Origin of the sequence: Streptomyces coerulescens, assembly GCF_042657965.1 — a bacterium.
Taxonomy (GTDB): Bacteria; Actinomycetota; Actinomycetes; order Streptomycetales; family Streptomycetaceae; genus Streptomyces; species Streptomyces coerulescens.
Genome location: NZ_JBHSKM010000002.1, coordinates 667014 through 693693 on the forward strand (window position 1 = coordinate 667014; position 26680 = coordinate 693693).

Genomic DNA, 26680 nt, shown 5'->3' on the forward strand with positions numbered 1-26680 from the left:
TAACGTCGCGGCATGCCCTTCAAGGAGAAACTGCTGACCGTGCCCCCGCCGATCGAGGTGGCCGGACGGCACATCAAGCGCTACCACGTCACCGCCGACCCGGCGGGCATCGCGCCCGGGGTCGAGAAGGCGGCGTACGCGATCCTGCCGGAGCTGCTGCCCGAACCGGACGGCACTCCCCCGGCGACCTTCGTAGTCCTGCACCGGGGCGGGGACGACGGCGCCTATCTGAACGTCTACAGCTGGGTCTGGGACAACGTCCTGCACTTCAAGGGCGCCTCGGCGGGCCAGCCGGCGCTCGGCTGCCCGGACCACGATCCGACGCACTTCATCAAGCCGGACCTGCCGTGGATCGGCTGCGTCTGGGAACTCCCCCCGATCCAGCACGAGCGGGACGCCTGGATCCGCCACATACTCGCACCCGACGTCCCGGACCTGACGGGCTACCTGGCCGACTCCCTGCCCGAAGGAACCACGGGAGACCGCGCATGAGCGGCCCGAACGACTTCGACTTCTTCCACGGCGAGTGGGCGGTCCGCCACCGCCGTCGCACCGACTTCCTCGACCCGGAGAGCGGCTGGGAGGAGTTCCCGGGAACCAGCCGCTGCCTGCCGCTGTTCGACGGGGCCGCGAACCTCGACGAGGTCGACATGCCGCACCTGTCGGCGAAGGGGGCGACCCTGCGGCTCTTCGACCCGGAGAGCAGGCAGTGGTCGCTGTACTGGGCCTCCAGCGTCAGCGGCACGCTGTTCCCGCCGGTCGTCGGCAAGTTCCAGGGCGGTCGCGGCGAGTTCTACGGCTTCGACACCCTCCCCGTCGGCAAGGACGTGCGCGTGCGGTTCGTGTGGTCGGGCCTCTCCGTGCGGTCGGCCCGCTGGGAGCAGGCGTTCTCCGTCGACGACGGTGAGACCTGGCTGACCAACTGGATCATGGAGTTCACCCGGGCTTCCGGAACGCCCGAAGGCTGAACACCGGATCGGGCCGGGCGCGGTCCTGGTCGGGGAGTTGCGCGAGGCGGTGGGCGAACCCGTCGGCGAGCGCCCCGCCGGGCGGCACCGTGACGAACCAGCCCCGGCGCAGGTCGGCGACCGTGCGGCGGGGGCTGCGGCCCTGCCCGTGCCCGGTGAAGCGGGCCTGTCCGGCGGGGACCAGGCCGTGGGCCAGGGCGAAGGACTCGACGAGGGCCGCGGTGTCCCGGGCCGGGCGCTGCGGCCGGGAGGCCATGACCGCGTCGATGTCGCTGCCGACGTTGTGGGCGGCGGCCTTGTCGACGGTCGTGACGTAGACGCCGCCGGGCCGGAGCATCCGGGCACACTCGCCGACGATGGTCCGCACGTCCTCGGCGGTCGGTACGAGGTGCAGCAGCCATACGCTGCTGACGGCGTCGAAGCGGCCCTCGCGGAACGGCAGCCTGCGGCTGTCGGCGAGCACCACGGCGCCGGGCATCCTGGCGGCGGCCTGCCGGGCCATCGCGGGCGCGAGATCGACGCCGGTCACGCACAGCCCGTCCCGTCCTGCGGCCAGGCGCCGCGTCACGATGCCGGTGCCGCAGGCGACGTCCAGCAGACGCCGGGTGCCGTCCGGCAGAAAGCCCAGCACGGCCTGCGCGGCGGCCGCCGCCCTCGGCTCGCCGCCGCGCGAGGCGTCGTAGCGCTCCGCTTCCTTGTCGTAGTCGAGCACGCCGTCACTGCGCCCCGTGACCGGGGGCGAGGTCCTCGATCCTGCGGGCCAGGGCGAAGTCCCTCTTGGTGACGGCGCCCACGGTGTGGGTGTTCACGGTGAGTGACACAGTGTTGTAACCGAGGGTGAGGTCGGAGTGATGGTCGAGCTCCTCCTGGACCTGGGCGATGTGCACGACCATCGCTGTCGCCGCGAAGTGCGAGGGAAGCCGGTACGAGCGGGCGATACGGTCGCCGTCCAGCGACCAGCCCGGCAGCTCCGCGAGCCGGTCCTCGATCTCCTTCTGCGACAGCGGTTCGAGGGGCATGGCCTCGCTCCTTCCTGCACGGGAGGGTTCGTCTTCAGCCTGCCACAGCATGGGTGCGGCGGTCCTGGTCGGACGGGTTCCCCGCAGGCCGGCGCGGCACGCCCAGCCGTGCCCGGAGCCGGCCGCAAGCCATCGCCGAGCACCGCCGCGCCCACCGGGGGCGACCTCCACACCCCGGCCGTTCGCGGCGCCCCTCGACTACGGTCGTACCCATGACCTCTGTCCCGCCCGGCAACGCCGCGCCCGCCGACGCCACCGCCGCCACCGGCCGGGGCGTGGGCCCCCTGCTGCGGGCCTGGCGTGAGCAACGCCGGGTCAGTCAGCTGGAGTTGGCGCTGCGGGCGGACTCCTCGGCACGGCACATCAGCTTCATCGAGACGGGCCGCTCCCGGCCGAGCGAGGAGATGGTGCTGCGGCTGGCCGAGCACCTTCAGGTGCCGGTGCGCGAGCGCAACGCGCTGCTGCTGGCAGCCGGCTACGCCCCGCACTACCCGGAGACCCCGCTGGACGACCCGGCGCTGGCCGCGCTGCGCGCCGGCATGGAGCAGCTGATCCAGGGCTACGAGCCCTACCCGGCGCTCGTGGTCGACGCGATGTACGACGTGCACGCCGCCAACCGGGGCATCCTCATGCTCCTCGACGACATCCCCGAGCACCTCCTTCGGCCCCCGCTCAACGCGATGCGGCTGACCCTGCACCCGGAGGGACTCGCGCCGCGCATCCGCAATCTGCGCGAGTGGCGCGGTCACCTCCTCGCCCAGATGGAACGGCAGATCGCCCTGCACCGCTCCGGGCCGCTGCGGGAGCTGTACGAGGAGGTCGCGGCGTACCCGGTGCCGCAGGACGCGCCCGGCGCGGAACCGGACGAGCCCGTCCCGTACTTCGCGCTGCCGATGCAGATCGAGCACGAGGGCCGGGTGCTGTCGTTCATCTCCTCCATCTCCACGTTCAACACGCCCATGGACGTGACCGTCGCCGAGCTGGCCATCGAGACGCTGCTCCCTGCCGACCCGGCGACGGTCAAGTACCTTCAGTCGCTGCTGCCCTGACGGATCCTCAGGGCCGCGTACTGCAGTCCGGCGAACCCGGCGACGGCGAGCGCCTGCAGCACGGTCCACACCGCGCCCGCGGTGGTCGGCGACAGCCACAGCGCGAGCGCGACGAGGCTCAGCACGGTCCAGGCGAGGTTCGCCTCGATCACGGCCCGCACCGGGAGGTCGGCGGGCCGGGCCCGGGAGGCGAGCAGCGCGACGGCGCCGGCGTACCCGGCGAGGAACGCGCCGAGGGTGAGCAGCAGTGACTGCTCGATACCCAGCAGCCGTCCCAGCGGGCCGGACGCGACGAGGTAGGCGAGCCCGTTCGCCCCGGTCACCGCCGCGTCCAGGGCCAGGAAGCGGCGCAGCAGGGTCTGCGGGTCGGAGGTCCGGGCGAGCGCGGTGAGCGAGGTGGCGGACATGACGAATCACCCTCCGTCGGGGTCGAGTGGCGGTACGGCGGGACCCGGATCCCGGACCGGAGTGCGCCGGCCCGGAATCCGGTGCCCCAAAGGTCTCGCGCCCAGGCGGGCAGGTCGATTACCTGCCGGGTAATGACAACCCCCTCAGGGGCGCGACCGGCCCCCACGGACCCGCACCCGGCCCGCGACACCGGCCACCCCCACGGATAACCGGAACGTGGCACACTGCACCCCGTACTTTCGGCGCGTAGGGGAGGCGTGGCGTGAGTGAGCGGCGGCCCGCACCCACCGTGGGCCAGGTGGTGCTCGGCAAACGCCTGCAGGAGCTGCGGGAGGCGTCCGGGCTGGGACGCGAAGAGGCCGCGCGGGTGCTGCGGGTGACCGCGGCAACCGTACGGCGCATGGAGACCGCCGAGGTCGCGCTGAAGATCCCGTACGTGCAGGTGCTGCTCGAGACCTACGGCGTCCCCGAGGACGAGGCGGGCGCGTTCGTCTCGCTGGCCGAGGAGGCCAACCAGCCGGGCTGGTGGCAGCGGTTCCACGACGTGCTGCCGGACTGGTTCAGCCTGTATGTGAGCCTGGAGGGCGCCGCCCGGATCGTCCGGTCCTACGAGCCGCACTTCGTGCCCGGTCTGCTCCAGACCGAGGAGTACGCCCGCGCCGTGCTGCGGGCCGGGACGATAGGGCAGACGGGGCCCGAGACGATAGAGCGGCATGTGTCGCTGCGCATGGAGCGCCAGCGTCTGCTGGAGCGCCCGGAGCCGCCCCATCTGTGGGTGATCATGGACGAGACGGTGCTGCTGCGCCCGGTGGGCGGCGGCGCGGTGATGCGCGACCAGCTGGACAAGCTGCTGGACTTCGCCGGGCGCGACCGCGTCACGCTTCAGGTCGCCGAGTTCTCCTCCGGCCCGCACCCCGGGACGTACGCGCCCTTCACCCTGTTCCGGTTCGCCGAGCCGGAGCTGCCCGACATGGTCTACACCGAGTATCTGAGCGGCGCCCTGTATCTGGACTCCCGCAAGGAGGTCGCGACGCATCTGGAGGTCCTGGACCACATGTCGACGGCCGCCGCGTCCGCCGAGCGCACCAGGAAGATCCTGCGGAAGCACCGCGACGACTGCTGAGCGGCGCACGGCACCCTTCCCGGCCGGCGGGGACGACCCGTTCACGTCGGCACCCGAGCCCCGAGGAGAGCACACCGCATGTCCGGATCCGAGTCCGCGCCCGCCCGCGTCGACACCAGCCGGCCGCATCCGGCCCGCGTCTACGACTGGTGGCTGGGCGGCAAGGACAACTACCCGGTGGACGAGGAGCTGGCCCGCAGGATCCTCGCGGTGGACGGCACGGTCCTGCGCGGCGCCCGCGCCAACCGCCGGTTCATGCACCGGGCCGTACGCACGGTCGCCGAGGCCGGGACACGCCAGTTCCTGGACATCGGCACGGGCATCCCGACCGAGCCCAATCTGCACCAGGTGGCACAGGGCGTCGCCCCGGAGTCCAAGGTCGTGTACGCCGACAACGACCCGATCGTGCTGCGGCACGCTCAGGCGCTGCTGCACGGGTCGGCTCAGGGCACCACCGACTATGTGCACGCCGACGTCCGGGACGCCGACGCGCTGCTGGCCCGGGCCGCCGAGTCCCTGGACTTCGACCGGCCCGTCGCGCTGTCGCTGGTGGCGCTGACCCACTACCTGGGCGACGACCCGGACGGCGACGACGTGTACGGCCTGCTGGAGAGGTACGTCGCCGCGCTCGTCCCCGGCAGCCACCTGATCCTGTCCCAGGTCACCCCCGACCTCAGCCCGCAGGCCATCGAGAACGCGGCGAACCACTTCCGGCGCAGCGGCACCCCGTTCTTCCCCCGCTCGCTCGCCGAGTTCTCCCGCTTCTTCGACGGCCTGGAGCTGCTCGGCCCTGGCATCATCCCCGTCTACGGCTGGCGCCCCGAGCCCGCGGACGTCGCGGCCCAGGCGGAGGGCATCGTGCCCGTGTACGCGGGGGTCGCCCGCAAGCCCTGACCCGTACGGGTGCCGTGAACGGGTGCGCTCCCGCGCCCCGCCCTAGGTTCGGGACCAGGGCAAGCAAGGGAGCGACGCCTGTGACCGACACCCGGATACCGCCCACCCCGCCCGCCGAGCCGGGCGCGGCGCTGCTGAGGGCCGGCAGGTTCTTCCGGCCCGGCACGCCCGCGCCCGATCTGCACAGCGTCGCGCTGACGGGCGGGCGGGAGGCGGACGCGTTCTACCGGGACCGGTGGAGCCACGACAAGGTCGTGAACTCCACGCACGGCGTGAACTGCACAGGCTCCTGCCGCTGGAAGGTGTACGTCAAGGACGGGATCATCACCTGGGAGACACAGCAGACCGACTACCCGAGCGTCGGCCCCGACCGTCCCGAGTACGAGCCCCGCGGCTGCCCGCGGGGCGCCGCCTTTTCCTGGTACACCTACTCCCCCACCCGGGTCCGCTACCCGTACGTCCGCGGTGTGCTCCTGAAGATGTACCGGGAGGCGAAGGAGCGTCTGGGCGACCCCGTGCTGGCCTGGGCGGACATCCAGGGCGACCCCGAGCGCCGCCGCGAGTACCAGCGGGCGCGCGGCAAGGGCGGCCTGGTGCGGGCGAGTTGGGACGAGGCGATCGAGCTGGTCGCCGCGGCGCACGTGCACACCATCAAGACGTTCGGCCCCGATCGCATCGCCGGTTTCTCCCCCATCCCCGCGATGTCGATGGTGTCGCACGCGGCGGGCGCCCGCTTCCACTCCCTGATCGGCGCCCCCATGCTGTCGTTCTACGACTGGTACGCCGACCTGCCGGTCGCCTCCCCGCAGGTCTTCGGCGACCAGACCGACGTCCCCGAGTCGGGCGACTGGTGGGACGCGGCGTATCTGATGATGTGGGGCTCGAACGTCCCGGTGACCCGCACACCGGACGCGCACTGGATGGCGGAGGCCCGCTACCGGGGCCAGAAGGTCGTGGTGGTCGCGCCCGACTACGCCGACAACGCCAAGTTCGCCGACGAGTGGCTGCACCCGCACCCCGGCACGGACGGTGCGCTGGCCCTCGCCATGGGGCACGTCGTGCTCAAGGAGTTCTTCGTCGACCGCGAGACGCCGTTCTTCGCGGACTACGTACGGAAGTTCACCGACCTGCCCTTCCTGGTCACCCTGGAGGCACGGGACGGCGCCTACGTCCCTGCGAAGTTCCTGCGCGCCTCGGACCTGGGCCAGGAGGGCGACGGCGCCGGCTGGAAGACGGTCGTGCTGGACGAGGTGTCGGGGCGCGCTGTCGCCCCGAACGGCTCCCTGGGCTTTCGCTGGACCGAGTCGGGCAAGGGCCACTGGAATCTCGAACTCGGCGACATCGAGCCGAGGTTGAGCCTGTACGGCAGTGAGGTGTCCGCGGGTGTCGAGGTGCTGCTGCCGCGCTTCGACACCGAGGGCGGGCCGCACGGGCAGGGCCGCGGGGCCGTCATACGCCGGGGCGTACCGGTGACGAAGCTCGGCGGTGCGGACGGCCCGCTGGTGACGACGGTCTTCGATCTGCTGCTCGCGCAGTACGGGGTGGCACGGCCGGGGCTGCCGGGCCGCTGGCCCGCGTCGTACGACGACGCCGACTCTCCCGGCACGCCCGCCTGGCAGGAGGCGCACACCTCCGTCCCGGCGGCCAAGTGCACAAGGATCGCACGGGAGTTCGCGCGGACGGCCGAGCGGTCGAAGGGCCGCTGCATGATCCTCATGGGCGCCGGCACCAATCACTGGTTCCACTCCGAGACGATCTACCGCGCCTTTCTCGCCCTGCTCCAGCTCACCGGCTGCCAGGGCCGCAACGGCGGCGGCTGGGCGCACTATGTGGGCCAGGAGAAGTGCCGTCCGTCGACCGGCTGGGCGACGCTCGCCGCCGCGTCGGACTGGTCGCGTCCGCCGCGACAGATGATCGGCACGGCGTACTGGTTCCTCAACACCGACCAGTGGCGCTACGACCGGTTCACGGCCGATGTGCTCGCCTCGCCGCTGGGCGCGGGGCGCTTTCGCGGGATGACGGGCGCGGACTGTCTGGCGCTGTCGGCGCGCGTGGGCTGGATGCCGTCGTATCCGACCTTCGACCGCAATCCGCTGGAGCTGGGCGAGGTGTTCGGCGACGCGGTGTCGCGGGTGGTGGCCGAACTGCGCGCGGGCACCCTGAAGTTCGCCTGCGAGGACCCGGACGCGCCGGAGAACTGGCCGCGGATAGTGACGCTGTGGCGGGCCAATCTGCTGGGCTCGTCGGCGAAGGGCGCGGAGTACTTCACCCGGCATCTCCTGGGCACCCAGTCCTCGCTCCGGGCCGAGGAGGCTCCGCAGGACGTCCGGCCGAAGGAGGTGACCTGGCGCGACGAGGCTCCCGAGGGCAAGCTCGACCTGCTGCTGTCGCTGGACTTCCGGCAGACGTCGTCCACGCTGCTGTCGGACGTCGTGCTGCCCGCCGCGACCTGGTACGAGAAGCACGACCTGTCCAGCACGGACATGCACCCCTATGTGCACTCCTTCACGCCGGCCGTGGATCCGCCGTGGCAGGCGCGCACCGACTTCGAGGCGTTCAAGGCGCTCGCCGAGCGGCTGAGCGAGCTGGCCGTCGGCCATCTGGGCGTGCGCAAGGACCTGGTGGCGACTCCGCTGCAGCACGACACTCCGGGCGAGATCGCCCAGCCGGGCGGGGTGGTCCTGGACTGGCGGCACGGGGAGTGCGATCCGGTGCCGGGGAAGACCATGCCTCAACTGACCGTCGTGGAACGGGACTACACCGCGATCGGCGCCAAGTTCGCCTCGCTCGGCCCGCTGGCGGAGCAACTCGGCCTGCCCGCGAAGGGCATCACGCTCAAGCCGGACGAGGAGGTCGAGGACCTGCGGCAGCTGAACGGCGTGACGGGTGACGGCCGGCCCCTGCTGGACACGGCCGTGAAGGCGGCGAACACCATACTCGCCCTGTCCGGCACCACCAACGGCCGCCTCGCCACCCAGGGCTTTCGCACCCTGGAGGCCCGGACCGGGCAGGAGATGGCGCATCTGGCGGCCGAGCACGAGGGCAGACGGATCACGTACGCGGACACCCAGGCCGCTCCGGTGCCGGTGATCACCTCGCCGGAGTGGTCGGGCAGCGAGTCGGGCGGGCGCCGCTACACCGCGTTCACCCTCAACACCGAGCATCTCAAGCCCTGGCACACCCTCACCGGCCGCCAGCACTTCTTCCTCGACCACGACTGGATACACGAACTGGGTGAGGCGCTCCCGGTCTACCGGCCGCCGCTGGACATGAACAAGCTGTTCGGCGAACCACGGCTCGGCCCGGACGGGCAGCGGGAGGTGACGGTCCGCTATCTCACCCCGCACAACAAGTGGTCCATCCACTCCGAGTACCAGGACAACCTGTTCATGCTGGCGCTCTCCCGGGGCGGTCAGAACATCTGGATGTCCCCGCGGGACGCGGACGCGATCGGCGTCGTCGACAACGACTGGATCGAGGCGGTCAACCGCAACGGCGTGGTCGTCGCGCGGGCCGTCGTCTCGCACCGGATACCGCACGGCACCGTGTACATGCACCACGCGCAGGAACGCACGGTCGCCGTCCCGAAGACGGAGACCACCGGCGGGCGCGGCGGCATCCACAACTCACTCACCCGGCTGATCCTCAAGCCGTCCCATCTCGTCGGCGGCTACGCCCAGCTCTCCTGGGCGTTCAACTACCTGGGCCCGACGGGCAACCAGCGCGACGAGGTGACGGTGATCCGCCGCCGCAGCCAGGAGGTCGAGTACTGATGCGTCCGATGGCCCAGATCGCGATGGTGATGAACCTCGACAAGTGCATCGGCTGTCACACCTGCTCGGTCACCTGCAAGCAGGCGTGGACCAACCGGCGTGGCATGGAGTACGTCTGGTTCAACAACGTCGAGACCCGCCCCGGCCAGGGATATCCGCGCCGCTACGAGGACCAGGAGCGCTGGCGCGGCGGCTGGGAGCTGAACCGGCGCGGCGCGCTGAAGCTGAAGGCGGGCGGGCGGCTGCGCAAGCTGGCCGGGATCTTCTCCAACCCCGAACTGCCGGAGATCAAGGACTACTACGAGCCCTGGACGTACGACTACAAGAACCTCACCGACGCCCCGCTGGGCGACGACTACCCGGTCGCCCGCCCGATCTCGCAGCTCGACGGCAAGCCGATGAAGATCGAGTGGTCGTCGAACTGGGACGACAACCTGGCCGGCGCCCCCGCCTACGGCGACCTCGACCCGATGGTGGAACGGACGCGCACGCAGGCGTCGGAGAAGGTGCGGTTCGAGTTCGAGCAGAGCTTCATGTTCTATCTGCCGCGCATCTGCGAGCACTGCCTCAACCCGTCGTGTGTGGCCTCGTGCCCGTCGGGGGCGATGTACAAGCGGGCGGAGGACGGCATCGTCCTCGTCGACCAGGACCGCTGCCGGGGCTGGCGGATGTGCGTGACCGGATGCCCGTACAAGAAGGTGTACTTCAACCACGCCACCGGCAAGGCGGAGAAGTGCACGATGTGCTATCCGCGCGTCGAGGTCGGTCTGCCGACGGTCTGCTCGGAGACGTGCGTGGGCCGGCTGCGCTATCTCGGGGTGGTGCTGTACGACGCGGACCGGGTGACGGCCGCCGCCTCCGTGCCGCGTGAACGGGACCTGTACGAGGCGCAGTTGGGTGTCTTTCTGGACCCCGAGGACCGCGAAGTGCGGAGGGCGTGCGAGGCGGCGGGGATCCCGTACGACTGGCTGGAGGCGGCCCGCCGCTCGCCCGTGCACGCGCTGATCAGCAAGTACCGGGTGGCGCTGCCGCTGCATCCGGAGTACCGGACGATGCCGATGGTCTGGTACATCCCGCCGCTGTCGCCGGTGGTGGACGCGCTGGCGGAGACCGGGCACGACGGGGAGGACGCCGGGAATCTGTTCGGTGCGATCGACGCGCTGCGGATCCCGCTGGAATACCTGGCGGAGCTGTTCACGGCCGGCGCCATCGGCCCGGTCCGCGCCTCGCTGGAGAGGCTCGCCGCGATGCGCTCCCACATGCGGGCGATCAACCTCGGTGAGGAGCCGGATCCCTCGGTGCCGGACGCGGTGGGCATGGCGGCCGGGGAGATCGAGGAGATGTACCGGCTGCTGGCGGTCGCGAAGTACGAGGACCGGTACGTCATTCCGACGGCGGCGGTCGCGGACGCCCGCCGTCTGGAGGAGTCGGCGCTGCCCACGGGCTGCAGCCTCGACTACGAGGGCGGGCCGGGGATGGGCGGGGACGGCCCCTTCGGCCAGGACTCCGGCGGCCGCAAGCTGCTGCCGCTGGTGTCGGTGGAGAACTTCCACGCCCTGCGCGGACGGCAGACCTCTGACGACCCGGCCGACGCCGCCGGACCCACCCGCACAGCCGACACCGAGGAGGCGTGATGCCGTCCTTCGAGGTGCTCTACCAGGCGGCCGCACTCTGTCTGACCTACCCGGACGAGGACTTCCGCGCGCGCCTGCCCCTGCTGCGCGAAGCCGCCCCGCAGCTACGTGAGTTCACCGACCACGCGGCGGTCACACCGCCGGACGAACTGGCCGCGCACTACGTCCAGGTCTTCGACTTCAAGAACCGCCACAGCCTGTATCTGACCTGGTGGCTCGACGGGGACACCCGACGGCGCGGCATGTCGCTGCTGCGCTTCAAGGAGGTCTACCGGGCGCACGGCCTGGAGTTCACCCACGAGGAACTGCCCGACTTCCTGCCCGCGGTACTGGAGTTCGCCTCCCGCACCGGCAACACCGATCTGCTCCTTGAGCACCGTGACTGTCTGGAGCAGCTCCGCTCCCGGCTCACCGACTTCGGCACACCGTACGCGTCCGTCCTGGACGCGGTGTGCGCCACACTGCCGACCGAACGCACGGGGGTGCGCCGATGACCACGCTGCTCTGGGGCGTCCTGCCCTATGTCACCTTCGCCCTGCTGGTCGCCGGCCTGGTCTGGCGGCACCGCTACGACCGCTTCGGCTGGACCACCCGCTCCTCCCAGGTCTACGAGTCGAAGCTGCTGAACATCGCGTCGCCCGCCTTCCACTACGGCATCCTGTTCGTGCTGGTCGGCCATCTCGTGGGCCTGTTCGTCCCGGAGTCCTGGACCAACTCGCTCGGCGTGAGCGAGCACTCGTACCATCTGCTCTCCCTCTACGGCGGTACGGCCGCCGGAGTCCTGACGGTCGCCGGGATCGTGCTGCTGATCTACCGCCGCCGCACCAACGCACCGGTGTTCCGGGCGACCACGGCCAACGACAAGCTGATGTACGTCGTGCTGGTCGCGGCGATCATCATGGGCATGGTCGCCAAGCTGGCCCACACCTCCGGCGACGGCTACGACTACCGCGAGTCCATCGCACCCTGGGCCCGCAGCCTGTTCACCCTCCAGCCCGACCTGGACCGGATGGCGGGCGTGCCGGTGCTGTACGAGGTCCACATGGTGATTGGCATGGTGCTGATCGCGCTGGTGCCGTACACCCGGCTGGTGCACATGTTCAGCGCGCCGGTGCAGTATCTGTTCCGGCCGTACCTGGTGTACCGCGGCCGCGACCCCGAGCAGCTGGGGCCGCGGCCGGAGAGGCGCGGGTGGGAGAAGGCGGGCTCCTAGGACGGACTAGGCCGCTCCGCCCTTCTGGTCCCGTTGGTCCTTCTCGTCGTCGACGATCTCCGCGTCGACCACGTCGTCGTCCTGCGCGGCGCTCTGCTCGGCGCCGGCGCCGGCGTCCGCCGAGCTGTCCGCCGGGGTCTGCTGGGACTGGGCGTACATCGCCTGGCCCATCTTCTGGCTGACCGTGGCGAGCTTCTCGATGCCGGTGCGCAGGACGTTCGTCTCGGCGTTCTGGCCCAGCTGCTCCTTCAGCTCCGTGATCGCCGACTCGACCTCGGCCCGGGTGTCCGCCGGGACCTTGTCCTCGTTGTCGCGCAGGAACTTCTCGGTCTGGTAGACGAGCTGCTCGGCCTGATTGCGGGTCTCGGCGGCCTCACGGCGCTTGTGGTCCTCCTCGGCGTACTGCTCGGCCTCCCGCATCATCCGGTCGATGTCGTCCTTGGGCAGCGCCGAGCCGCCCGTCACCGTCATCTTCTGCTCGCGCCCCGTAGCGAGGTCCTTGGCGGAGACGTGCATGATGCCGTTGGCGTCGATGTCGAACGCGACCTCGATCTGCGGCACCCCCCGCGGGGCGGGCGGCAGACCGGTGAGGTCGAAGACGCCGAGCTTCTTGTTGTACGAGGCGATCTCGCGTTCGCCCTGGTAGACCTGGATGCCGACCGAGGGCTGGTTGTCGGCGGCGGTCGTGAAGATCTCCGAACGCCGGGTCGGGATCGTCGTGTTGCGTTCGATGAGCTTCGTCATGATGCCGCCCTTGGTCTCGATGCCGAGGGACAGCGGGGTGACGTCGAGCAGGAGGACGTCCTTGACGTCGCCGCGGATGACGCCCGCCTGGAGGGCCGCGCCGACGGCCACGACCTCGTCGGGGTTGACGCCCTTGTGCGGGTCCTTGCCGGTGAGCTCCTTCACCAGGTCGGTGACGGCGGGCATCCGGGTGGAGCCGCCGACGAGGATGACGTGGTCGACGGCGGAGAGCTTGATGCCGGCGTCCTTGACCGCCTGGTGGAAGGGGGTCTTGCAGCGGTCGAGGAGATCGGCGGTGAGCTCCTGGAACTGGGCCCGGGTCAGCTTCTCGTCGAGGTGGAGGGGGCCCTCGGCGGAGGCGGTGATGTAGGGCAGGTTGATCGTCGTCTCGGAGGAGCTGGACAGCTCGATCTTGGCTTTCTCGGCGCCCTCGCGCAGCCGTTGCAGCGCCATCCTGTCGTTGCCGAGGTCGATGCCGTTCTGCCCCTTGAACTTCTTCACGAGGTATTCGACGACCCGCTGGTCCCAGTCGTCGCCGCCGAGATGCGTGTCGCCGTTGGTGGCCTTGACCTCGATGACGCCGTCGCCGATCTCCAGCAGGGAGACGTCGAAGGTGCCGCCGCCGAGGTCGAAGACCAGTACCGTCTGCTCCTCGCCCCGGTCCAGGCCGTAGGCGAGGGCGGCGGCCGTGGGCTCGTTGATGATCCTCAGGACCTTCAGGCCCGCGATCTCCCCGGCCTCCTTGGTGGCCTGCCGCTGGGCGTCGTCGAAATAGGCGGGGACGGTGATCACCGCGTCGGTGACGTCTTCGCCGAGATAGGACTCGGCGTCCCGCTTCAGCTTCTGCAGCACCCTGGCCGACAGCTCCTGGGCCCGGTAGCGGGTGCCGTCGATGTCGCCCTGGTCTGGAAAACGCCAGCTCGCGTCGCCCATGTAACGCTTCACGGAGCGGGCGGTGCGGTCCACGTTCGTCACCGCCTGCCGTTTGGCCACCTCCCCCACGAGCACCTCGCCGTTCTTGGCGAAGGCCACGACCGACGGTGTGGTCCTGGCCCCCTCCGCATTGGCGACGACAGTGGGTTCGCCGCCCTCCAGGACGGCGACCACCGAGTTCGTGGTCCCGAGATCGATCCCGACCGCGCGTGCCATCACTGTCCCCTTCCGCCAGGGCACCCCTTGAACTCCAGCACAAAACTTGAGTGGGTTCTTGTCAATGGGGCGAGTGACCCGCGAGGGGAGCACCAAACGGAGGCTGAGCGCCCGCTCAGGGGTGGTGCGAGGGGGCCGGCCCGAAGGGCCGCCCCCTCGAGGGGCGCGGGGAACTGCGCGACAAGCCACGACGGCGCAGCGGACGCAGAAGGACCTGCCGCGGCTCCACCAGGGGCGCTACGCCAACTTCGCCGACAGCGTGATCGTCGTCCCCGTCAGCGCCTGACTGACCGGGCAGTTCTTCTTGGCGTCCTCGGCGGCGGCGACGAACGTGTCGTTGTCGACACCGGGAACCGTCCCCTCCACGGTGAGATGGATCCCGGTGATCCCCTCACCCGGCTGGAAGTTCACGTCGGCCGAGGTGACGAGCTTGGTGGGCGGCGTGCCGGCCCCGTTCAGGGCGTGCGACAGCGCCATGGAGAAGCAGCTGGAGTGCGCGGCGGCGATGAGCTCCTCGGGGCTGGTCTTGCCGTTCGCGTCCTGGGAGCGCGAGGCCCATGTGACAGGCTGCGCGGCGATGGCGCCAGAAGAGTCGAAGTTGACGACACCGTTGCCCTCGAGCAGGTTGCCTTCCCAGACGGTGTGTGCGGAGCGCGTGGTAGCCACGATTCTTCCTTTCGCAAGGGGGCCCGTTTCCGGGGTCCGTGCCCCCATCCGATCACACTCCGGCTCAACTCACCCGGAAGACCGGCCCACGCGGGGTGAACGGCAGGCGACGGCCCGGAGGAATCAGGTACGCGTGCTCACGGCGCACCCGCAGCACGTCGCACCAGCCGTCGGTGATGACCAGGACGGGCGCGCCCGGGGGAAAGTCGTCCGCCCGCTGCAGCAGGTCGATCCCTGGCTGCAGGACCGTACCGCCACGGCCGCGCACCCGCACTCGTCCCGCGATGTCCGTCACCGGCAGATATCCGGCGTCGTAGGGGCCCGCGTCGCAGAACACCACGCGCGCGGCCGGTACGTCCCGGGCCTCGGCGTACGAGGCGATCGCGCCCAGCGCCTTGCCGAGCAGTCCGGCGCTCATGGAGGCGGAGGTGTCCAGGACGACGCCGAAGGTGCAGCGGGCGATCTCCTCGGGCGGGAAGTAGCGGCCGGCGCGCGGGATGTCGGGGGTCGAGGCCTGGCGGCGCGCGGGACGGGCGTACGTCCGTACCGGCTCCGGGCGGGGCACGAACTCGTCGAACCAGCGGGCGAGTTGCGCGTCCCAGGGCAGTGGCGGATGGCTGAGCGCGCGGATCTCCTGGACCAGACCGCCGGGCAGGAAGCCGCGCTCCTGCTGCTGGTGCAGGTCGAGGCCGTGGCTCAGGCCCCGGCGGTAGAACTCGTCCAGGTCGACACAGTCGCCGGGCGGGCCGAGCGGGGCGCCGAGGATGTCGCCGAGGCCCTTGCCGCGCAGGGTGGCCAGGCGGCGCATGCGGCGCAGGTCGCCGACGATGCGGTCGTAGACCTCCTCGGCGGACAGGCCGCTGAACCGGGCGTCGTACAACAGCCCTTGGGGCATCTGGCCGACCTGCATCTCGCGCAGCCAGCCGTTGATGACGTAGTCGCAGGCGACGTTGAAGAGATACGGGTCGCGGGCGCCGCAGCGGTCGCCGTGGCGCAGGGCGGCGTGCAGCATCTCGTGGGCGAGGATGAACCGCCATTCCTCGGTCTCGAAGTGCCGCAGCGGGTTGATGTAGATCTCGCCGGCCTCGGCGTTGACGGCGGCGACGGAGATGCCGTGCGCGTGGGCGAGTTCGGCGTCGGCGACGAGTTTGATGCCGGCCGCGAGGCCGCCGAGCAGTGGGTAGGAGGTGATGAACCACTCCAGTGCCCACTGCCAGGGCCGCTTCTTGACGGGTTCGCCGAGCATGGAGTCGCGGCGGCCGCCCGCCATGTCCATCGCGGTGGACACGGTCCGGGTGAGCGCGGTGGCGAAGGCGAGTTGATGGTCCGGGGGCGACCCCAGCCAGCCCTTCCACTCCACGAGCAGCAGGTCGGGTTCCGGGCCCGCCGTGCCGCAGCGCTCGTACGCGGCCGGGATGCCGTCGCGCCGCCACCGCGCGGCGAGCTGTTCCTCGTCGCCGTCGGGGTAGGTCAGGGGCAGGTGGTCCGGGGTCCTGCCCACCGGGAAGGTGAGCAGGAAGCGGTTGACGACGACGCAGCGGGCGGCGAGGTCGGCACGGTCGGGCTGGACGGGCACGCCCTGCTTGGACGGGACGTGGCCGAAGCCCAGGTGCAGCACGGCGTGGGCGATGGCCCAGGCCCAGGTGGCGGGTTCGGCGATGCGCGCGGGGTCGGCGTGCAGGTCGCCGTCGGAGTCGACGCGGACGAGTCCGTCGCGGGGCGAGTGCTCGCAGTTCTCCAGGCGGCAGACGGTGAACTCGACGGTGGCCAGCGCGGGGTTGGCGCGCACGAGGCGCAGGCCCTCGGCGAAGGCCTCAGCCGCGAGGTCCCGCTTCTTCTTCGCCTTCCCCTTGTCGTGGCCACGGCTCATCGGCGCGCCTCCACCAGCCGGGGCATGTCCCGCGCGGTCTCCACCAGGAACCAGGCGGGCAGCACCGGATTGCCGTCGGCGTCGGAGGCGATGACGCTCTGCGCGACCTCGACGGAGATCTCCGCGAGCTGCACCAGCAGCGACTTGGCGCGGTACGCGGTCTGCCGGCCGGTCGCCGACATGTGGTCCTTGCTCGCGGGCAGTTCCTTGATCAGTCGGCCGCGGAACGACTCGGCCAGGTAGTAGAGCAGGTCGCGGTCCTCCATACGGTGCGGCCAGCGGGCGTCGCCCTTGATGATCGCCTCGATGCCGTACTGGCTGCGCACGATCTTGACGTAGCCGCAGAAGGCGGTGGCGTGCGTCGGCGTCAGGGTGCCGTGTGCCAGGACCTTCAGGGTCTCCTCGTCGAGGTCGCGGCCGAAGGAGTGCAGCGCGTCGGAGAGCATGTGCCAGGAGCGGGGCGTGGAGAACGGCTCCTCGGTCTTCGGCGGCTTGGACCAAAGGTGGTCGGGGCGGTCGGTGAGGTGGTCCAGGATCCACGGGTGGATGCCGTTGTTCACGGCCCAGGTCAGCCAGTCCTTGGCGGAGGCCTCCAGGTGGACGTGGGTGAGCCGGTTGACCAGCGCGGAGGCGATGGGCCTGGCGAGCGCGTTGTCGGTGGCGCGGTTTCCGGCGCCGATGACGATCGACCCCTTGGGCAGCTCGTAGTTGCCGATACGGCGGTCCAGGATCAGCGAGTAGAACGCCTTCTGCACATCCGGCGTGGCCGCGTTCAGCTCGTCCAGGAACAGGCAGTACGGCTCGTCGCGGGCGATGGCCTCCGGCGGGCAGAACACCGAGCGCCCGTCGCGGATCTGCGGGACGCCGATCAGGTCCTCCGGCGCGAGCTGCGTACCGAGCAGACTCACGCACTCCAGCCCGAGCGACGTGGCGAAGTCCCGGACGAGGGAGGACTTTCCGATGCCCGGGGCGCCCCAGATGAAGACCGGCCGCACGGTGGCGAGGCCGAGCAGGAGTTCGGGGATACGGGTGGGCGTGACGGTGACGGCAGCCTGCAAAGCAGGGGCTCCTTGGGAGTGTTCGAGAAGTTTGCGACTCCACCAGTGTGTGCCCGCGACCCCTCGGACGCAGCCGATTATTCAGGCGGCCCGCTCCTGCGGCTCCGTCTCCACCGGCACCTGCGGCCCGTTCGCCTCACGCAGCCAGCGGCGCAGCACCCGGTGCACATGCTCGGCGCCGACGAGGTCCTCCCCGTCGTCCACCGGCGCGGACAGGGCGAGGGGCGACAGCAGGAACGGTCTGCCCTGCGCGCCGCCGAGCCCGCCGTGCGAGCCGATCTGCTCCTCGAACGCGAGCACCTCGCCGTCCGCCGGGTCGTAGGCGGAGTTGACCATGATGTCGGCGGTGCTCGGGAAGGAGTGCGTACGGCGTACGGCGTCGGCGGCGCCCGGTCCGAAGACCTCCAGCGGGCCCGGCTCGTCGTCCAGCCGGTCCAGGGGGATCTCGGCGCCGTACGCGCCCAGCACGACCCCGCCGTGCCGCTCGCTGCGCACCAGCAGGAAGCCGACGCCGGGGTGGTTGGCGAGGGTGGTGAGCAGCGCCGGATGGCGGGCGTCCATCTCCTCCCTGGTCATCCGGTGCGGCACGTCCGGGAAGGAGACCAGGCCGAGGTTGCCGGAGGCCAGCACGATGGGCTCGGAGCGGCGCCGCGAGGGACGGTGCTGCTCGCCGCCCTCCTCGACGGGACGGCGCAGCGCGGCGCGCACGGCCGCGCGCGCCTCGGCGCCGCTGTGGGTGCGCCGGGCCCGGCGCGGCACGGGCAGCCCGCAGCCCGCCCGCACCAGGTCGCCGAGACCGAGGCCGTAGCGGGAGCGGAAGGTCTCACCGGGGCTCTGGCCGTGGTCCGACAGCACGACGATCCGGTACGGCCGCGGCGCGTGCTCGGCGGCCTTCTCGATCAACGCCAGCGCCCGGTCGAGGCGTTCGAGGACCTTATCGGTGTCACGGCCGAACGGCCCGGAGTGGTGCGCCACCTCGTCGTACGCCACGAGGTCGGCGTAGACGGCGGTGCGGCCGCCGAACATATCGCCCAGCACCGCGGCGACGACGACGTCCCGTTCGACGACGGTCGCGAACGCGCGCACGAACGGGTAGAGGCCGCCGCGGGAGACCCTCGGCCGGGCCTTGCGGACGCGGGCCCGGGTGGACTGGCCGATCTCGCGGCCGACTTCGGCGATGAAGGACAGGGCGGTGCGCACGGCGTTGGCCGGGTCGGAGAAGTAGGCGAAGTAGCCCGCGCGGGAGCGGTTGCGGCGGTCGCGCCGCTTGGTGGCGATGGACAGCACCAGGGCCTGCTCGTCGGCGCCGCCGCTGAAGAGGTTGCCGCGGCTGGCGCCGTCGGCGGCGAGCAGTCCGCCGTCGCCGGTGCGGTCGATGGCGCGGCGCTGGAGCTCGGCGGCGCTGGTGGGACGGTTGCAGACCATCACCTCGCGGGCCGCCTTCTCGTACCAGCGGAAGGCAGGGACGTCGTGGTTGCTGCCGTGCAGGATGCCGAGCTGGCTGGCGCCGGTCTGGCTGGACCAGTCGGTGCGCCAGGCGGTGAGACGGTGGGTGGGGCGCCCACCGGCACCGGCCCCCTCGCCGAGCCAGCGGGCGACGGTGGGCATCAGGCCCTTGCCGACGGCGGCGAGGAGGAGGTCGTGGCCGACGCCGTCGAGCTGCATGAAGACCGTGCCGGGGCTGGAGGGGCCGGGTGGCAGGGCCCGGCGGCGGCGGTCGGCGAGGCGGTACAGCCGGCGCCGGTAGGCGTCGTCGTCGCGTACGGCGAGGGCACCGCCGGTGGCGGAGGCGACGGCGGACATCACTGCGGCCACGATGACGGCGGTCTCGGGGGCGGCCTCGCTGTCGCCGGAGGGCACCAGGCGCAGGGCGACGATGAGCAGCGAGCCGTTCAGGAAGAACACCAGCAGGCCGAGCACGAGCGCGGGCACGAGCAGCAGCAGCCGTACCAGCAGGGGCCAGACGAGCGCGGAGAGCACACCGAAGGCACCGGCGCCGAGGGCCGCGGTCATGGCTAGTCGGGTGGTGCTCTCGTCGTCGGCCGACTGCAGCTGGAAGTCCGGCAGGATCCCGGCGAGCACGAGCATGGTGACGGTCGAGACCGCCCACACGGCCACGCTCCGCCCGACCTGACTGGCAACCCGCCGCCAACGCCCACGCACGCCCAGCCCACCTCCCCGAAACGGGCCTGTTCGCCCCCAGCCTACGGCCCGACAGCGCCCCGGAAGGGGCGCGGGGAACTGCGCGACCAGCCACGACGAACCCGCGGACGCGAGACGGCATGTCGCGGCACCCGCCGCGGCGCACTCAACGCCCGTCGTAGCCGGCGGTCGGCATCGACAGCCGCCGATGCACCCGAGCCTTCATCTGCGCGTCGTACAACGGCTCGGCCCGTCCCACCATCTCCACCCGCACCCCGCGCCGGGCGCACTCCGCGGTGAACTCGTCGACGGACGACAACGCACTCTCCAACACCCTGCGGCTGGGCGCCACGAACAGATCGAGCCCGGGCCGCACGCCCTCCCACAGCACGCTGTGGTCCGCCCGCAGCCCTCGTACGAGAAGCTCGCGCGCGACCACGTACCCGTGCTCGGCGGCCCAGCGCGCGCACATGGCGTGCTGGCTGCGGGAGTCCACCAGGAAGGGGTCGGCGTCCAGCTCTTCGAGCGGCGTCAGACTGGCGATCGCCGTGACGCGCACTATGGATGGCCCCATGGCGTCCCCCCTCACCTCCGGGTTTCGCCGCCGACCCTACTCCAGCCCGTACGCTTCGGGGAGTCGCGCGAAGGAGGCAAAGAAGGTGCCGGTGGAGATCACCTGGTGGGGTCACGCCACCTGCACGGTCGAGGACTCGAACGTGCGCATCCTCACCGACCCTCTGTTCGCACGCCGGCTCGCACACCTGCGCCGACGCCGGGGTGCGCTCCCGGCGCCCGACTCGCGGCGCGCCGATGTCGCCGTGGTCTCCCACCTCCACGCCGACCACCTGCACGTTCCCTCACTGGCCGGGCTGCCCCGGGACACCCGGCTGCTCGTGCCCCGGGGTGCGCCGGGCGCGGTACCGGCTCTGCGCCGGCTCACGCATCTGCGGGTGACCGAGATGGCGCCGGGGGATGTGCTGACGGTGGGCGGTGTGGCCGTACGGGCCGTTCCGGCGCGGCACGACGGGCGGCGGCTCCCCGTGGGACGGCACCGCTCCCCCGCTCTCGGCTATGTCATCGAGGGCCAGGCTCGCACGTACTTCGCCGGGGACACGGGGCTGTTCGACGCCATGGCGCAGGAGGTCGGACCGGTCGACGTGGCCCTGCTGCCGGTGGGCGGCTGGGGGCCGTATCTCGGGGAGGGGCACCTGGACGCGGGGCGCGCGGCCGAGGCGTTGGCCCGGCTCGGGCCGCACAGCGCGGTGCCCGTGCACTACGGGACGTACTGGCCGATCGGCATGGACGCCGTGCGCCCCCATGAATTCCATGCGCCCGGGGACGAGTTCGCCCGCCTCGCGGCGGAGCGCACGCCCGGCGTATCGGTGCACCGGCTCGCGCACGGCGAGAGCGTGCGCCTGGAGGTGGCCCGGTGACGGTGCCGGCCGTCGCCACGACGACGCTGGCCGCCACGACCACGGTGGCCGCCGCAACGACGACGGTGTCGCCGGAGTCGACGCAGCAGGCGATCGGCTATCCCTCGCTGTTCCTGCTGGTGCTGATCGGGGCGTTGGTGCCGGTCGTGCCGACGGGGGCGCTGGTGAGTTCGGCGGCGGTGGTGGCGTTCCACCAGACGGCGCCGTTCTCGCTGGCGCTGGTGTTCGTGACGGCGTCGACGGCCGCGTTCCTGGGCGATGTGACGCTGTACTGGCTGGGGCGGCGGGGCATGGGATCGAAGAACGGCTCGCGCTGGCTGGAGGCGATCCGTTCGCGGGCGCCGGAGGAGCGGCTCGCGCAGGCGCAGGAGAAGTTGGCCGAGCACGGTGTCGCCGTGCTGGTGCTGTCGCGGCTGGTGCCGGCGGGGCGGTTGCCGGTGATGCTGGCATGTCTGCTGGCGAAGTGGTCGATGCGGCGGTTCGCCCGGGGGAACCTGCCGGCCTGCCTCGCCTGGGCCGTGACGTATCAGTTGATCGGGATTCTGGGCGGGTCGTTGTTCCCGGAGCCCTGGCAAGGGGTGGTGGCGGCGATCGCGCTGACCGTGGTGATCAGTGTGGCGCCGGGTGTTTGGAAGCGGGTTCGGGCTGCCAAGTGAGGTTTCGTTGCGGAGTGCGGGCTTGTTGTGGCTTGTCGCGCAGTTCCCCGCGCCCCTTGGTCGGCTGTCCTACAGCACCCTTGAAGCGCCCACCGGCAGATCCCACAAGTCCTGCCGGTCCAGACCTGCCTTCTCCCACGCCGCACGCACGCGCGTGAGGGGCTCCAGGACCGGCTCCGCCGAGAGGACGAAGGTCGCCCAGTGCATCGGGGCCATCCGGCGTGCGCCGAGGTCCTGGGTGGCCCGGACCGCCTCCTCCGGGTCGCAGTGGACGTCGCTGAGCCACCAGCGCGGGTCGTAGGCGCCGATGGGGAGCAGGGCCAGGTCGATGCCGGGGTAGCGCTCGCCGATGCGGGTGAACCAGTGGCCGTAGCCGGTGTCGCCGGCGAAGTACACGCGCTGTCCGTCGGGCGCGGTGAGCACCCAGCCGCCCCACAGGCTGCGGCACGTGTCGACGAGGGTCCGCTTGGACCAGTGGTGGGCCGGCACGAAGTCGAAGCGGACACCGGACAGTTCGGCCGCCTCCCACCAGTCCAGCTCGGTGACCCGGGTGAACCTTCGGCGCCGGAACCAGCCGGCGAGGCCGGCCGGCACGAACACGGGGGTCTCGCGCGGGAGCCGGCGCAGGGTGGGGGCGTCCAGGTGGTCGTAGTGGTTGTGGCTGATGACGACCGCGTCCACGCGCGGCAGGGCGCTCCACGCGACGCCGACGGGGGTGATCCGGGCCGGGGTGCCGAGGATGCGGCGCGACCAGACCGGGTCGGTGAGCACGGTCAGTCCACCGATCCGCACGACCCAACTGGCGTGCCCCGCCCAGGAGACGGCGACCGTGCGGGCGTCCACGCGGGGCACCGGGCCCGGCTCGAAGGGCAGCAGCGGGATGTCGGCGAGGCCCTCCCGGCCCGGGCGTACGGCGCCCTCGCGGGCGAAGCGGGCGAGGGCCTTGATGCCGGGCAGCGGGGCGGTGAGACGGTCGTGGAAGGTGCGCGGCCACACCCGGCGTTCGCCCAGCGGACGGGGGGCGGCGAGGGGAGGGAGCGGGGGCGGGGGCGCCAGAGGCGACGGGTGGTGGTCCGTCGGATCGTCGGCTTCCTGGGTGGTCGTACGCGTGGTGGCTGTGCGCGTGGCGGCCGTGCGCGTGGCGGTGGTCGGCGTGGTCGTGGTTCGCCCGGTGGTCGACTCGGACTGCTGCGTCATCGAGGAGACTCCCATCGCTGAGCGTCGTCGCGGAGATCGTCGAAGACCGACTTCATGTGGATCAACGCGCGTTGCACGTGTGGCAGTTCCAACGGCGTGGGTGAACCGATGCATTCCGCGCGTTCCTCGTCCGTGCCCGCCAGCAGCGCGCCCGTGGACAGCCGTACGCGCAACGCCGCGAGGTCGTCGCCGAAGCGGTGCCCGCCCGGCGCGGGCATGCCGAGCCGCGCGGCGAGGAAGTCCTCCAGGTCCTGCGCGTCGCCCACGCCGTGCGAGGACAGCCCGGCGCGCAGGGGACCGAGGTCGACGTACAGATGCCGCCCGGCCTGCGGGGGCCGGGACAGGGCGCCGGCGCCCACGGCGGCGGCGTGCGCGGCGGCGGCCACGCGCGCGTGCAGGTGTACGGCGGCACCGATCCGTGCGGTGAGTGGCTCGGGTTCCGCGAGGGCGTACCCGGCGGCGAGGGCGACCGGGCCGGCGACGCGGGCGCCGAGCGCGGTGAGCACGTCGAGTACGCGCGCGTGCAGGCCGTTCCCGGCGTGGTGCGCGGGGAACCGGGCGACCGCGGCCGGCCAGCCCGGCGGGAGGTGGGCGCCGGCCAGGTCGGTGACGACGGTGACCTGCTCGGGCAGCATCTCGGCGGGGCTGACCAGCACGGTGTCGTGCGGGGCGTGCACGGTGTCGCGCCAGGTCTCGTCGCTGACCAGGTACAGGCCCTCGCCGGCGGCGGCCTCCACGGTCTCGTGCAGCACCTCGGGCGGGGCCACGGTGGCCGTGGGATCGTCGGCGACGGACAGCACGAGCAGCCGCGGGTCACCGCCCTCGTCACGGACCCGGCGGACGGTCTCCAGAAGGGCGTACGGATCCGGGACACCGCCGCACTCGGCCGGTGTCGCCACGTGGAAGACGGGCCGGCCCAACAGGCGCGCGTACGGCGCCCACCAGGCCGCACAGGGCCGTGGCACGAGGACGTCGCCGCCGAGCGCGAAGGTCAGGCCGAGAAGCAGGGCGGGGGCGCCGGGGCCGGCCACCGCCTGCTCGGGCTCGGTCGGCAGTCCGCGGCGGCCCCAGTAGCCGCATGCCGCCTCCAGCAGGGCGGTGCCGCCGCCGACCGGCTCGCTCTCGGCCCGGCCCGCGGCGGCCGCGAGCACGGCGGCGATCTCGGGCAGCACGGGCAGTCCGTCGTCCGGGAGCGGCGGCCCGTAACGGACGGGACCGTGGCCTTCGGGATCCGTCCGGCGCATCCGTGCCTCCGCTGTGCCTGGTGCCGTGGTGGTTCGACGTCGTCCGATGCTCCGTGCGGGCTCGTGTCGCGTGGGGTGTGGTGCGGGCTTTGGCGTTTCTACGACTCTGGGTTCTTACGGGTCTGGGGTTCTTAGGGGTCTGGGGTTCTTAGGGGTCTGGGGTTCTTAGGGGTCTGGGGTTCTTAGGGGTCTGGGGTTCTTAGGGGTCTGGCGTTCTTACGGGTCTGGCGTTCTTACGGTGCGGCGGGAGCACCGGTGTGTCGCGCACCCCGCGCTCTGCGTACCCATCGTGGCGCAACTCCATGGGCGCCCGCCGGGGTTGCGCCGGTCACAGAGGTCGGCCGTACGGATCAGTCCTGCGAGGCGGGCGTCCTACGCCGCAGCCGGTACACCGCGCCCCCGAACGCGCCCGCGATCAGGACACCGCCTGCGACCAGGGCGGGGACGGAGTCGGTGAAGGTGCCGCCGGTACCGGCCCGCACACCGTGCTGGTCGGCCGCCCCGCCCTCGCAGTCGTCCGCTCCGGGCTCGCCCTTGCCGGAGTGGGCCCCGCTCCCGTCCCAGCCGGGCTCGGTCGCGTCCGCGTGGGGCTCGGTCTCGGTCTTGCCGGCTCCGGTGTCCCACTCGGGTGCGATGCCGCCGGTGTCGGTTCCTTCGGTGTCGGTTCCTTCGGAGTAGGTTCCTCCGAAGTCGGCTCCTCCGGTGCCGGTCCCGTCGGCACCGGTCCCTCCGGCGTCCATCCCTCCGGCATCCTTCCCGCCGGTGTCCATCCCACCGGCGTCCAGCCCGTCGTCTCCGAGTCCACCGGAGTCGGTCCCGCCCTCGCCGAGTCCGCCGGTTTCGGTGCCGTCCCACTCGGGTTCGGCCTTGCCGGCTTCCGACTCGCCCGCGTAGGGCTCGGTCTTTCCGGCCTCGGTCCAGCCGGAGTGGGGGTCTATGCAGGTACGGCCGCCACCTCCGCCCCCGGTGCCACCGCCTCCGCCACCGTTGCCGCCCTGATGGCCGCCGCTCGCCTCGCCCTTGCCGCCGCCCGCCTCGCTCGTGCCGCCGTCGTCGCTGGCCTTGCCCCCGCCGGAGTCGCTCGCGCTGCCGCCGTTCCCGTCCCCGCCCGCGCTCTCGCGGGCCACCGTGAACGTCGCACTCCACTCCTTGCCCTTGCCGCCCTCGCCGCCGCCCGCGGCCGGGCAGGTGCCGTCGACGGTCCGGTCGGACTCGGGTCCGGCCGTGTCCGGGGCGCCCTCGACGTTCTCGGCCGAGGGGATGCGGGCGCTGCCGCGGTAGGCGGGCCCGGCGGCCTTCTTGTCGGTGCCGGAGATCCGCTTCAGCTCGACCGTGCCCCCGTCGAACGCCTGCGAGGTGGCCTGGAGGGTGGCGGGCGCGGACCCGTCGAGAGCGTCGCAGGTGACCGAGACGGCGACGCTGCCGCCCGGCGCGACCGTGCCCGGACTGACCTCCGCGGCGGGGTCCGCGGAGGCGGCCGAGGCGGGGGTGCCCAGGGCGACACCCGCCAGAGCGGCGACGGACAGGGCGCGGGCGGTGCAGCGCATGGGGTGAGCTCCTTCGGCCGACTGCGGGGGTACGGCGGTCGTGCCCCCGCAGCCATGACAGCCCGCCCGAGGCCCCGGCGCGCGCGGCCGGACACCATTCGCGGGACGAAGAGGGCCGATCGGGTGACACCACACACCCCGCCGAACACACCCCACCGAGCCACGCCTCAGTTCGACAACGCCGCCAAATCCCCCTCCAGCCCCCTCCCCCGCCGGCTGACGACGCCCGTCGCGACGTCCGACAGCTTGCGGTTGGTGTGCTGGGAGATGCGGCGGAGCACGTCGAAGGCCGCGTCGGCGTCGCAGCCGAGGACGTGCATGACGATGCCGCAGGCCTGGTCGACGACGGGGCGGGCGCGCAGGGCGGTGCCGAGGTGGTCGAGTTCGGTGAGGGCGGCGCGGTAGGAGCGGTCGCGGACGAGGCAGCTCGCGGCGAACTCGCCGAGGGCGTGCACGGGCCCGTGCCGGGCGTCCTCCAGGGCGCCCGGGCGGAAGCTGTAGAGACTGAGCGTCACCGTCAGGCCGGACCGGCGGAACGGCAGGGTGACGCTGGAGCGCACCCCGGAGTCGAGCGCCAGGGCGCGGTACTGCGGCCAGCGTTCGTCGTGCAGCAGGTCGGCCGAGTCGACGGGCTCCCCGCGTTCCAGGGCGGCCGGAATGGGCCCGTCCCCGGAGCGGAGCTGCACGGCGACGAGTCCGGCAAGGTCGGGGTGGGTGACGGCGGCGGGCCGGTCGGCTCCCGCCTCGGCCACCGTGCTGCCGGCACCGCAGCAGTCGGCGGTGCAGCGCACGGCCTGTTCGGCCAGGGCCGACAACCTGCGCCCGGGAAGGGCGGCTTCGGCGGACTCGTCTCCCCAGTGACCCCTATGGTCGCGAGCGGGCATTGTCAACTC

General features: G+C 72.1%; 24 protein-coding genes. 11 read left to right on the forward strand and 13 right to left on the reverse strand.

Annotated features, from left to right (window positions below):
• The first annotated feature begins 12 nt into the window (after positions 1-12).
• Together ACFPQ9_RS04440 and ACFPQ9_RS04445 are read left to right on the forward strand one after the other, a co-directional pair.
• On the forward strand, positions 13-492 hold the full coding sequence (locus ACFPQ9_RS04440; RefSeq protein WP_380846787.1) for a hypothetical protein: 480 nt from the start codon (positions 13-15) through the stop codon (positions 490-492).
• Positions 489-968 (forward strand): hypothetical protein, encoded by a 480-nt coding sequence (locus tag ACFPQ9_RS04445; RefSeq protein ID WP_380846789.1) that lies wholly within the window; start codon positions 489-491, stop codon positions 966-968. Before ACFPQ9_RS04440 ends, ACFPQ9_RS04445 begins: the two co-directional genes overlap by 4 nt.
• On the opposite strand, the gene ACFPQ9_RS04450 is transcribed toward ACFPQ9_RS04445, so the two are convergent.
• Both ACFPQ9_RS04450 and ACFPQ9_RS04455 read right to left on the reverse strand, forming a co-directional pair.
• Entirely contained in the window at positions 937-1680 is a 744-nt protein-coding gene (locus tag ACFPQ9_RS04450) for a class I SAM-dependent methyltransferase (protein WP_380846792.1), read from the reverse strand. The genes ACFPQ9_RS04445 and ACFPQ9_RS04450 overlap by 32 nt on opposite strands.
• Before the next feature lie 4 nt (positions 1681-1684).
• Positions 1685-1987 carry a 4a-hydroxytetrahydrobiopterin dehydratase gene (locus ACFPQ9_RS04455; protein WP_380846795.1) on the reverse strand — a complete coding sequence of 101 codons (303 nt, stop codon included), beginning with the start codon at positions 1985-1987 and terminating at the stop codon, positions 1685-1687.
• Between the two features lie 212 nt (positions 1988-2199).
• On the opposite strand from ACFPQ9_RS04455, the gene ACFPQ9_RS04460 reads away from it, so the two are divergent.
• Complete coding sequence (locus ACFPQ9_RS04460; RefSeq protein ID WP_380846798.1) at positions 2200-3036, forward strand: helix-turn-helix domain-containing protein; 837 nt, start codon at positions 2200-2202, stop codon at positions 3034-3036.
• On the opposite strand, the gene ACFPQ9_RS04465 is transcribed toward ACFPQ9_RS04460, so the two are convergent.
• Positions 3018-3443: a hypothetical protein gene (locus ACFPQ9_RS04465; protein ID WP_380846801.1), complete on the reverse strand. Its 426-nt coding sequence runs from the start codon at positions 3441-3443 to the stop codon at positions 3018-3020. The two genes, ACFPQ9_RS04460 and ACFPQ9_RS04465, sit on opposite strands and share 19 nt — an antisense overlap.
• A 263-nt stretch (positions 3444-3706) precedes the next feature.
• Between ACFPQ9_RS04465 and ACFPQ9_RS04470 the strand changes: the two genes are divergently transcribed.
• The 6 genes from ACFPQ9_RS04470 to narI all read left to right on the forward strand — a co-directional run bounded on the left by ACFPQ9_RS04470 (position 3707) and on the right by narI (position 12081).
• Positions 3707-4567, forward strand: coding sequence for a helix-turn-helix domain-containing protein (locus tag ACFPQ9_RS04470; RefSeq protein ID WP_380846804.1), 861 nt, complete (start codon positions 3707-3709; stop codon positions 4565-4567).
• A gap of 78 nt (positions 4568-4645) precedes the next feature.
• Positions 4646-5461: an SAM-dependent methyltransferase gene (locus tag ACFPQ9_RS04475; protein ID WP_380846807.1), complete on the forward strand. Its 816-nt coding sequence runs from the start codon at positions 4646-4648 to the stop codon at positions 5459-5461.
• Positions 5462-5541: 80 nt separating this feature from the next.
• Positions 5542-9234, forward strand: coding sequence for a nitrate reductase subunit alpha (locus tag ACFPQ9_RS04480; protein ID WP_380846810.1), 3693 nt, complete (start codon positions 5542-5544; stop codon positions 9232-9234).
• Entirely contained in the window at positions 9234-10868 is a 1635-nt protein-coding gene (gene narH / locus ACFPQ9_RS04485; protein WP_380846813.1) for a nitrate reductase subunit beta, read from the forward strand. Before ACFPQ9_RS04480 ends, narH begins: the two co-directional genes overlap by 1 nt.
• Positions 10868-11362 carry a nitrate reductase molybdenum cofactor assembly chaperone gene (gene narJ / locus ACFPQ9_RS04490; RefSeq protein WP_380846816.1) on the forward strand — a complete coding sequence of 165 codons (495 nt, stop codon included), beginning with the start codon at positions 10868-10870 and terminating at the stop codon, positions 11360-11362. The genes narH and narJ overlap by 1 nt, the downstream gene beginning before the upstream one ends.
• Positions 11359-12081, forward strand: a complete 723-nt coding sequence (narI, locus tag ACFPQ9_RS04495; RefSeq protein ID WP_380846819.1) for a respiratory nitrate reductase subunit gamma — start codon at positions 11359-11361, stop codon at positions 12079-12081. The genes narJ and narI overlap by 4 nt, the downstream gene beginning before the upstream one ends.
• A 6-nt stretch (positions 12082-12087) precedes the next feature.
• Here narI and dnaK read toward each other — a convergent pair whose 3' ends face one another.
• From dnaK to ACFPQ9_RS04525, 6 genes are all read right to left on the reverse strand, one after another.
• Complete coding sequence (gene dnaK / locus ACFPQ9_RS04500; RefSeq protein ID WP_380846821.1) at positions 12088-13974, reverse strand: molecular chaperone DnaK; 1887 nt, start codon at positions 13972-13974, stop codon at positions 12088-12090.
• A 237-nt stretch (positions 13975-14211) separates the two neighbouring features.
• Positions 14212-14640, reverse strand: coding sequence for an OsmC family protein (locus ACFPQ9_RS04505; protein ID WP_380846823.1), 429 nt, complete (start codon positions 14638-14640; stop codon positions 14212-14214).
• 64 nt (positions 14641-14704) lie between these two features.
• On the reverse strand, positions 14705-16510 hold the full coding sequence (locus ACFPQ9_RS04510; protein WP_380846825.1) for a vWA domain-containing protein: 1806 nt from the start codon (positions 16508-16510) through the stop codon (positions 14705-14707).
• Entirely contained in the window at positions 16507-17568 is a 1062-nt protein-coding gene (locus tag ACFPQ9_RS04515; protein ID WP_380846827.1) for an ATP-binding protein, read from the reverse strand. The genes ACFPQ9_RS04510 and ACFPQ9_RS04515 overlap by 4 nt, the downstream gene beginning before the upstream one ends.
• An 81-nt stretch (positions 17569-17649) precedes the next feature.
• The gene (locus ACFPQ9_RS04520; protein ID WP_380848408.1) at positions 17650-19680 is read right to left on the reverse strand and encodes a phage holin family protein; all 2031 of its coding nucleotides are present in this window, start codon (positions 19678-19680) and stop codon (positions 17650-17652) included.
• A 196-nt stretch (positions 19681-19876) separates the two neighbouring features.
• A complete protein-coding gene (locus tag ACFPQ9_RS04525) occupies positions 19877-20284 on the reverse strand; it encodes a hypothetical protein (RefSeq protein WP_380846829.1) in 408 nt (135 codons plus the stop codon).
• Between the two features lie 85 nt (positions 20285-20369).
• Here ACFPQ9_RS04525 and ACFPQ9_RS04530 point away from each other — a divergent pair, with 85 nt between their 5' ends.
• Positions 20370-21143, forward strand: coding sequence for an MBL fold metallo-hydrolase (locus tag ACFPQ9_RS04530; RefSeq protein WP_380846831.1), 774 nt, complete (start codon positions 20370-20372; stop codon positions 21141-21143).
• 26 nt (positions 21144-21169) lie between these two features.
• Positions 21170-21799 carry a DedA family protein gene (locus ACFPQ9_RS04535; RefSeq protein ID WP_380848411.1) on the forward strand — a complete coding sequence of 210 codons (630 nt, stop codon included), beginning with the start codon at positions 21170-21172 and terminating at the stop codon, positions 21797-21799.
• A gap of 69 nt (positions 21800-21868) precedes the next feature.
• Here ACFPQ9_RS04535 and ACFPQ9_RS04540 read toward each other — a convergent pair whose 3' ends face one another.
• The 4 genes from ACFPQ9_RS04540 to ACFPQ9_RS04555 form a co-directional block, all read right to left on the reverse strand.
• Positions 21869-22996, reverse strand: coding sequence for an MBL fold metallo-hydrolase (locus ACFPQ9_RS04540; RefSeq protein WP_380846833.1), 1128 nt, complete (start codon positions 22994-22996; stop codon positions 21869-21871).
• The gene (locus ACFPQ9_RS04545) at positions 22993-24240 is read right to left on the reverse strand and encodes an aminotransferase class I/II-fold pyridoxal phosphate-dependent enzyme (RefSeq protein ID WP_380846838.1); all 1248 of its coding nucleotides are present in this window, start codon (positions 24238-24240) and stop codon (positions 22993-22995) included. Before ACFPQ9_RS04545 ends, ACFPQ9_RS04540 begins: the two co-directional genes overlap by 4 nt.
• A 350-nt stretch (positions 24241-24590) precedes the next feature.
• Positions 24591-25787, reverse strand: coding sequence for a hypothetical protein (locus tag ACFPQ9_RS04550; protein WP_380846841.1), 1197 nt, complete (start codon positions 25785-25787; stop codon positions 24591-24593).
• Between the two features lie 167 nt (positions 25788-25954).
• Positions 25955-26671, reverse strand: coding sequence for an ANTAR domain-containing response regulator (locus ACFPQ9_RS04555; RefSeq protein ID WP_380846844.1), 717 nt, complete (start codon positions 26669-26671; stop codon positions 25955-25957).
• Positions 26672-26680: the final 9 nt, after the last annotated feature.

Bases quoted from the DNA above. Each gene is read 5' to 3' on its own strand.
- ACFPQ9_RS04440 (WP_380846787.1), top strand. From the start codon at position 13: ATGCCCTTCAAGGAGAAACTGCTGACCGTGCCCCCGCCGATCGAGGTG.
- ACFPQ9_RS04445 (WP_380846789.1), top strand. From the start codon at position 489: ATGAGCGGCCCGAACGACTTCGACTTCTTCCACGGCGAGTGGGCGGTC.
- ACFPQ9_RS04455 (WP_380846795.1), bottom strand. From the start codon at position 1,987: ATGCCCCTCGAACCGCTGTCGCAGAAGGAGATCGAGGACCGGCTCGCG.
- ACFPQ9_RS04460 (WP_380846798.1), top strand. From the start codon at position 2,200: ATGACCTCTGTCCCGCCCGGCAACGCCGCGCCCGCCGACGCCACCGCC.
- ACFPQ9_RS04465 (WP_380846801.1), bottom strand. From the start codon at position 3,443: ATGTCCGCCACCTCGCTCACCGCGCTCGCCCGGACCTCCGACCCGCAG.
- ACFPQ9_RS04475 (WP_380846807.1), top strand. From the start codon at position 4,646: ATGTCCGGATCCGAGTCCGCGCCCGCCCGCGTCGACACCAGCCGGCCG.
- narH (WP_380846813.1), top strand. From the start codon at position 9,234: ATGCGTCCGATGGCCCAGATCGCGATGGTGATGAACCTCGACAAGTGC.
- narJ (WP_380846816.1), top strand. From the start codon at position 10,868: ATGCCGTCCTTCGAGGTGCTCTACCAGGCGGCCGCACTCTGTCTGACC.
- narI (WP_380846819.1), top strand. From the start codon at position 11,359: ATGACCACGCTGCTCTGGGGCGTCCTGCCCTATGTCACCTTCGCCCTG.
- dnaK (WP_380846821.1), bottom strand. From the start codon at position 13,974: ATGGCACGCGCGGTCGGGATCGATCTCGGGACCACGAACTCGGTGGTC.
- ACFPQ9_RS04510 (WP_380846825.1), bottom strand. From the start codon at position 16,510: ATGAGCCGTGGCCACGACAAGGGGAAGGCGAAGAAGAAGCGGGACCTC.
- ACFPQ9_RS04525 (WP_380846829.1), bottom strand. From the start codon at position 20,284: ATGGGGCCATCCATAGTGCGCGTCACGGCGATCGCCAGTCTGACGCCG.
- ACFPQ9_RS04540 (WP_380846833.1), bottom strand. From the start codon at position 22,996: ATGACGCAGCAGTCCGAGTCGACCACCGGGCGAACCACGACCACGCCG.
- ACFPQ9_RS04545 (WP_380846838.1), bottom strand. From the start codon at position 24,240: ATGCGCCGGACGGATCCCGAAGGCCACGGTCCCGTCCGTTACGGGCCG.
- ACFPQ9_RS04550 (WP_380846841.1), bottom strand. From the start codon at position 25,787: ATGCGCTGCACCGCCCGCGCCCTGTCCGTCGCCGCTCTGGCGGGTGTC.
- ACFPQ9_RS04555 (WP_380846844.1), bottom strand. From the start codon at position 26,671: ATGCCCGCTCGCGACCATAGGGGTCACTGGGGAGACGAGTCCGCCGAA.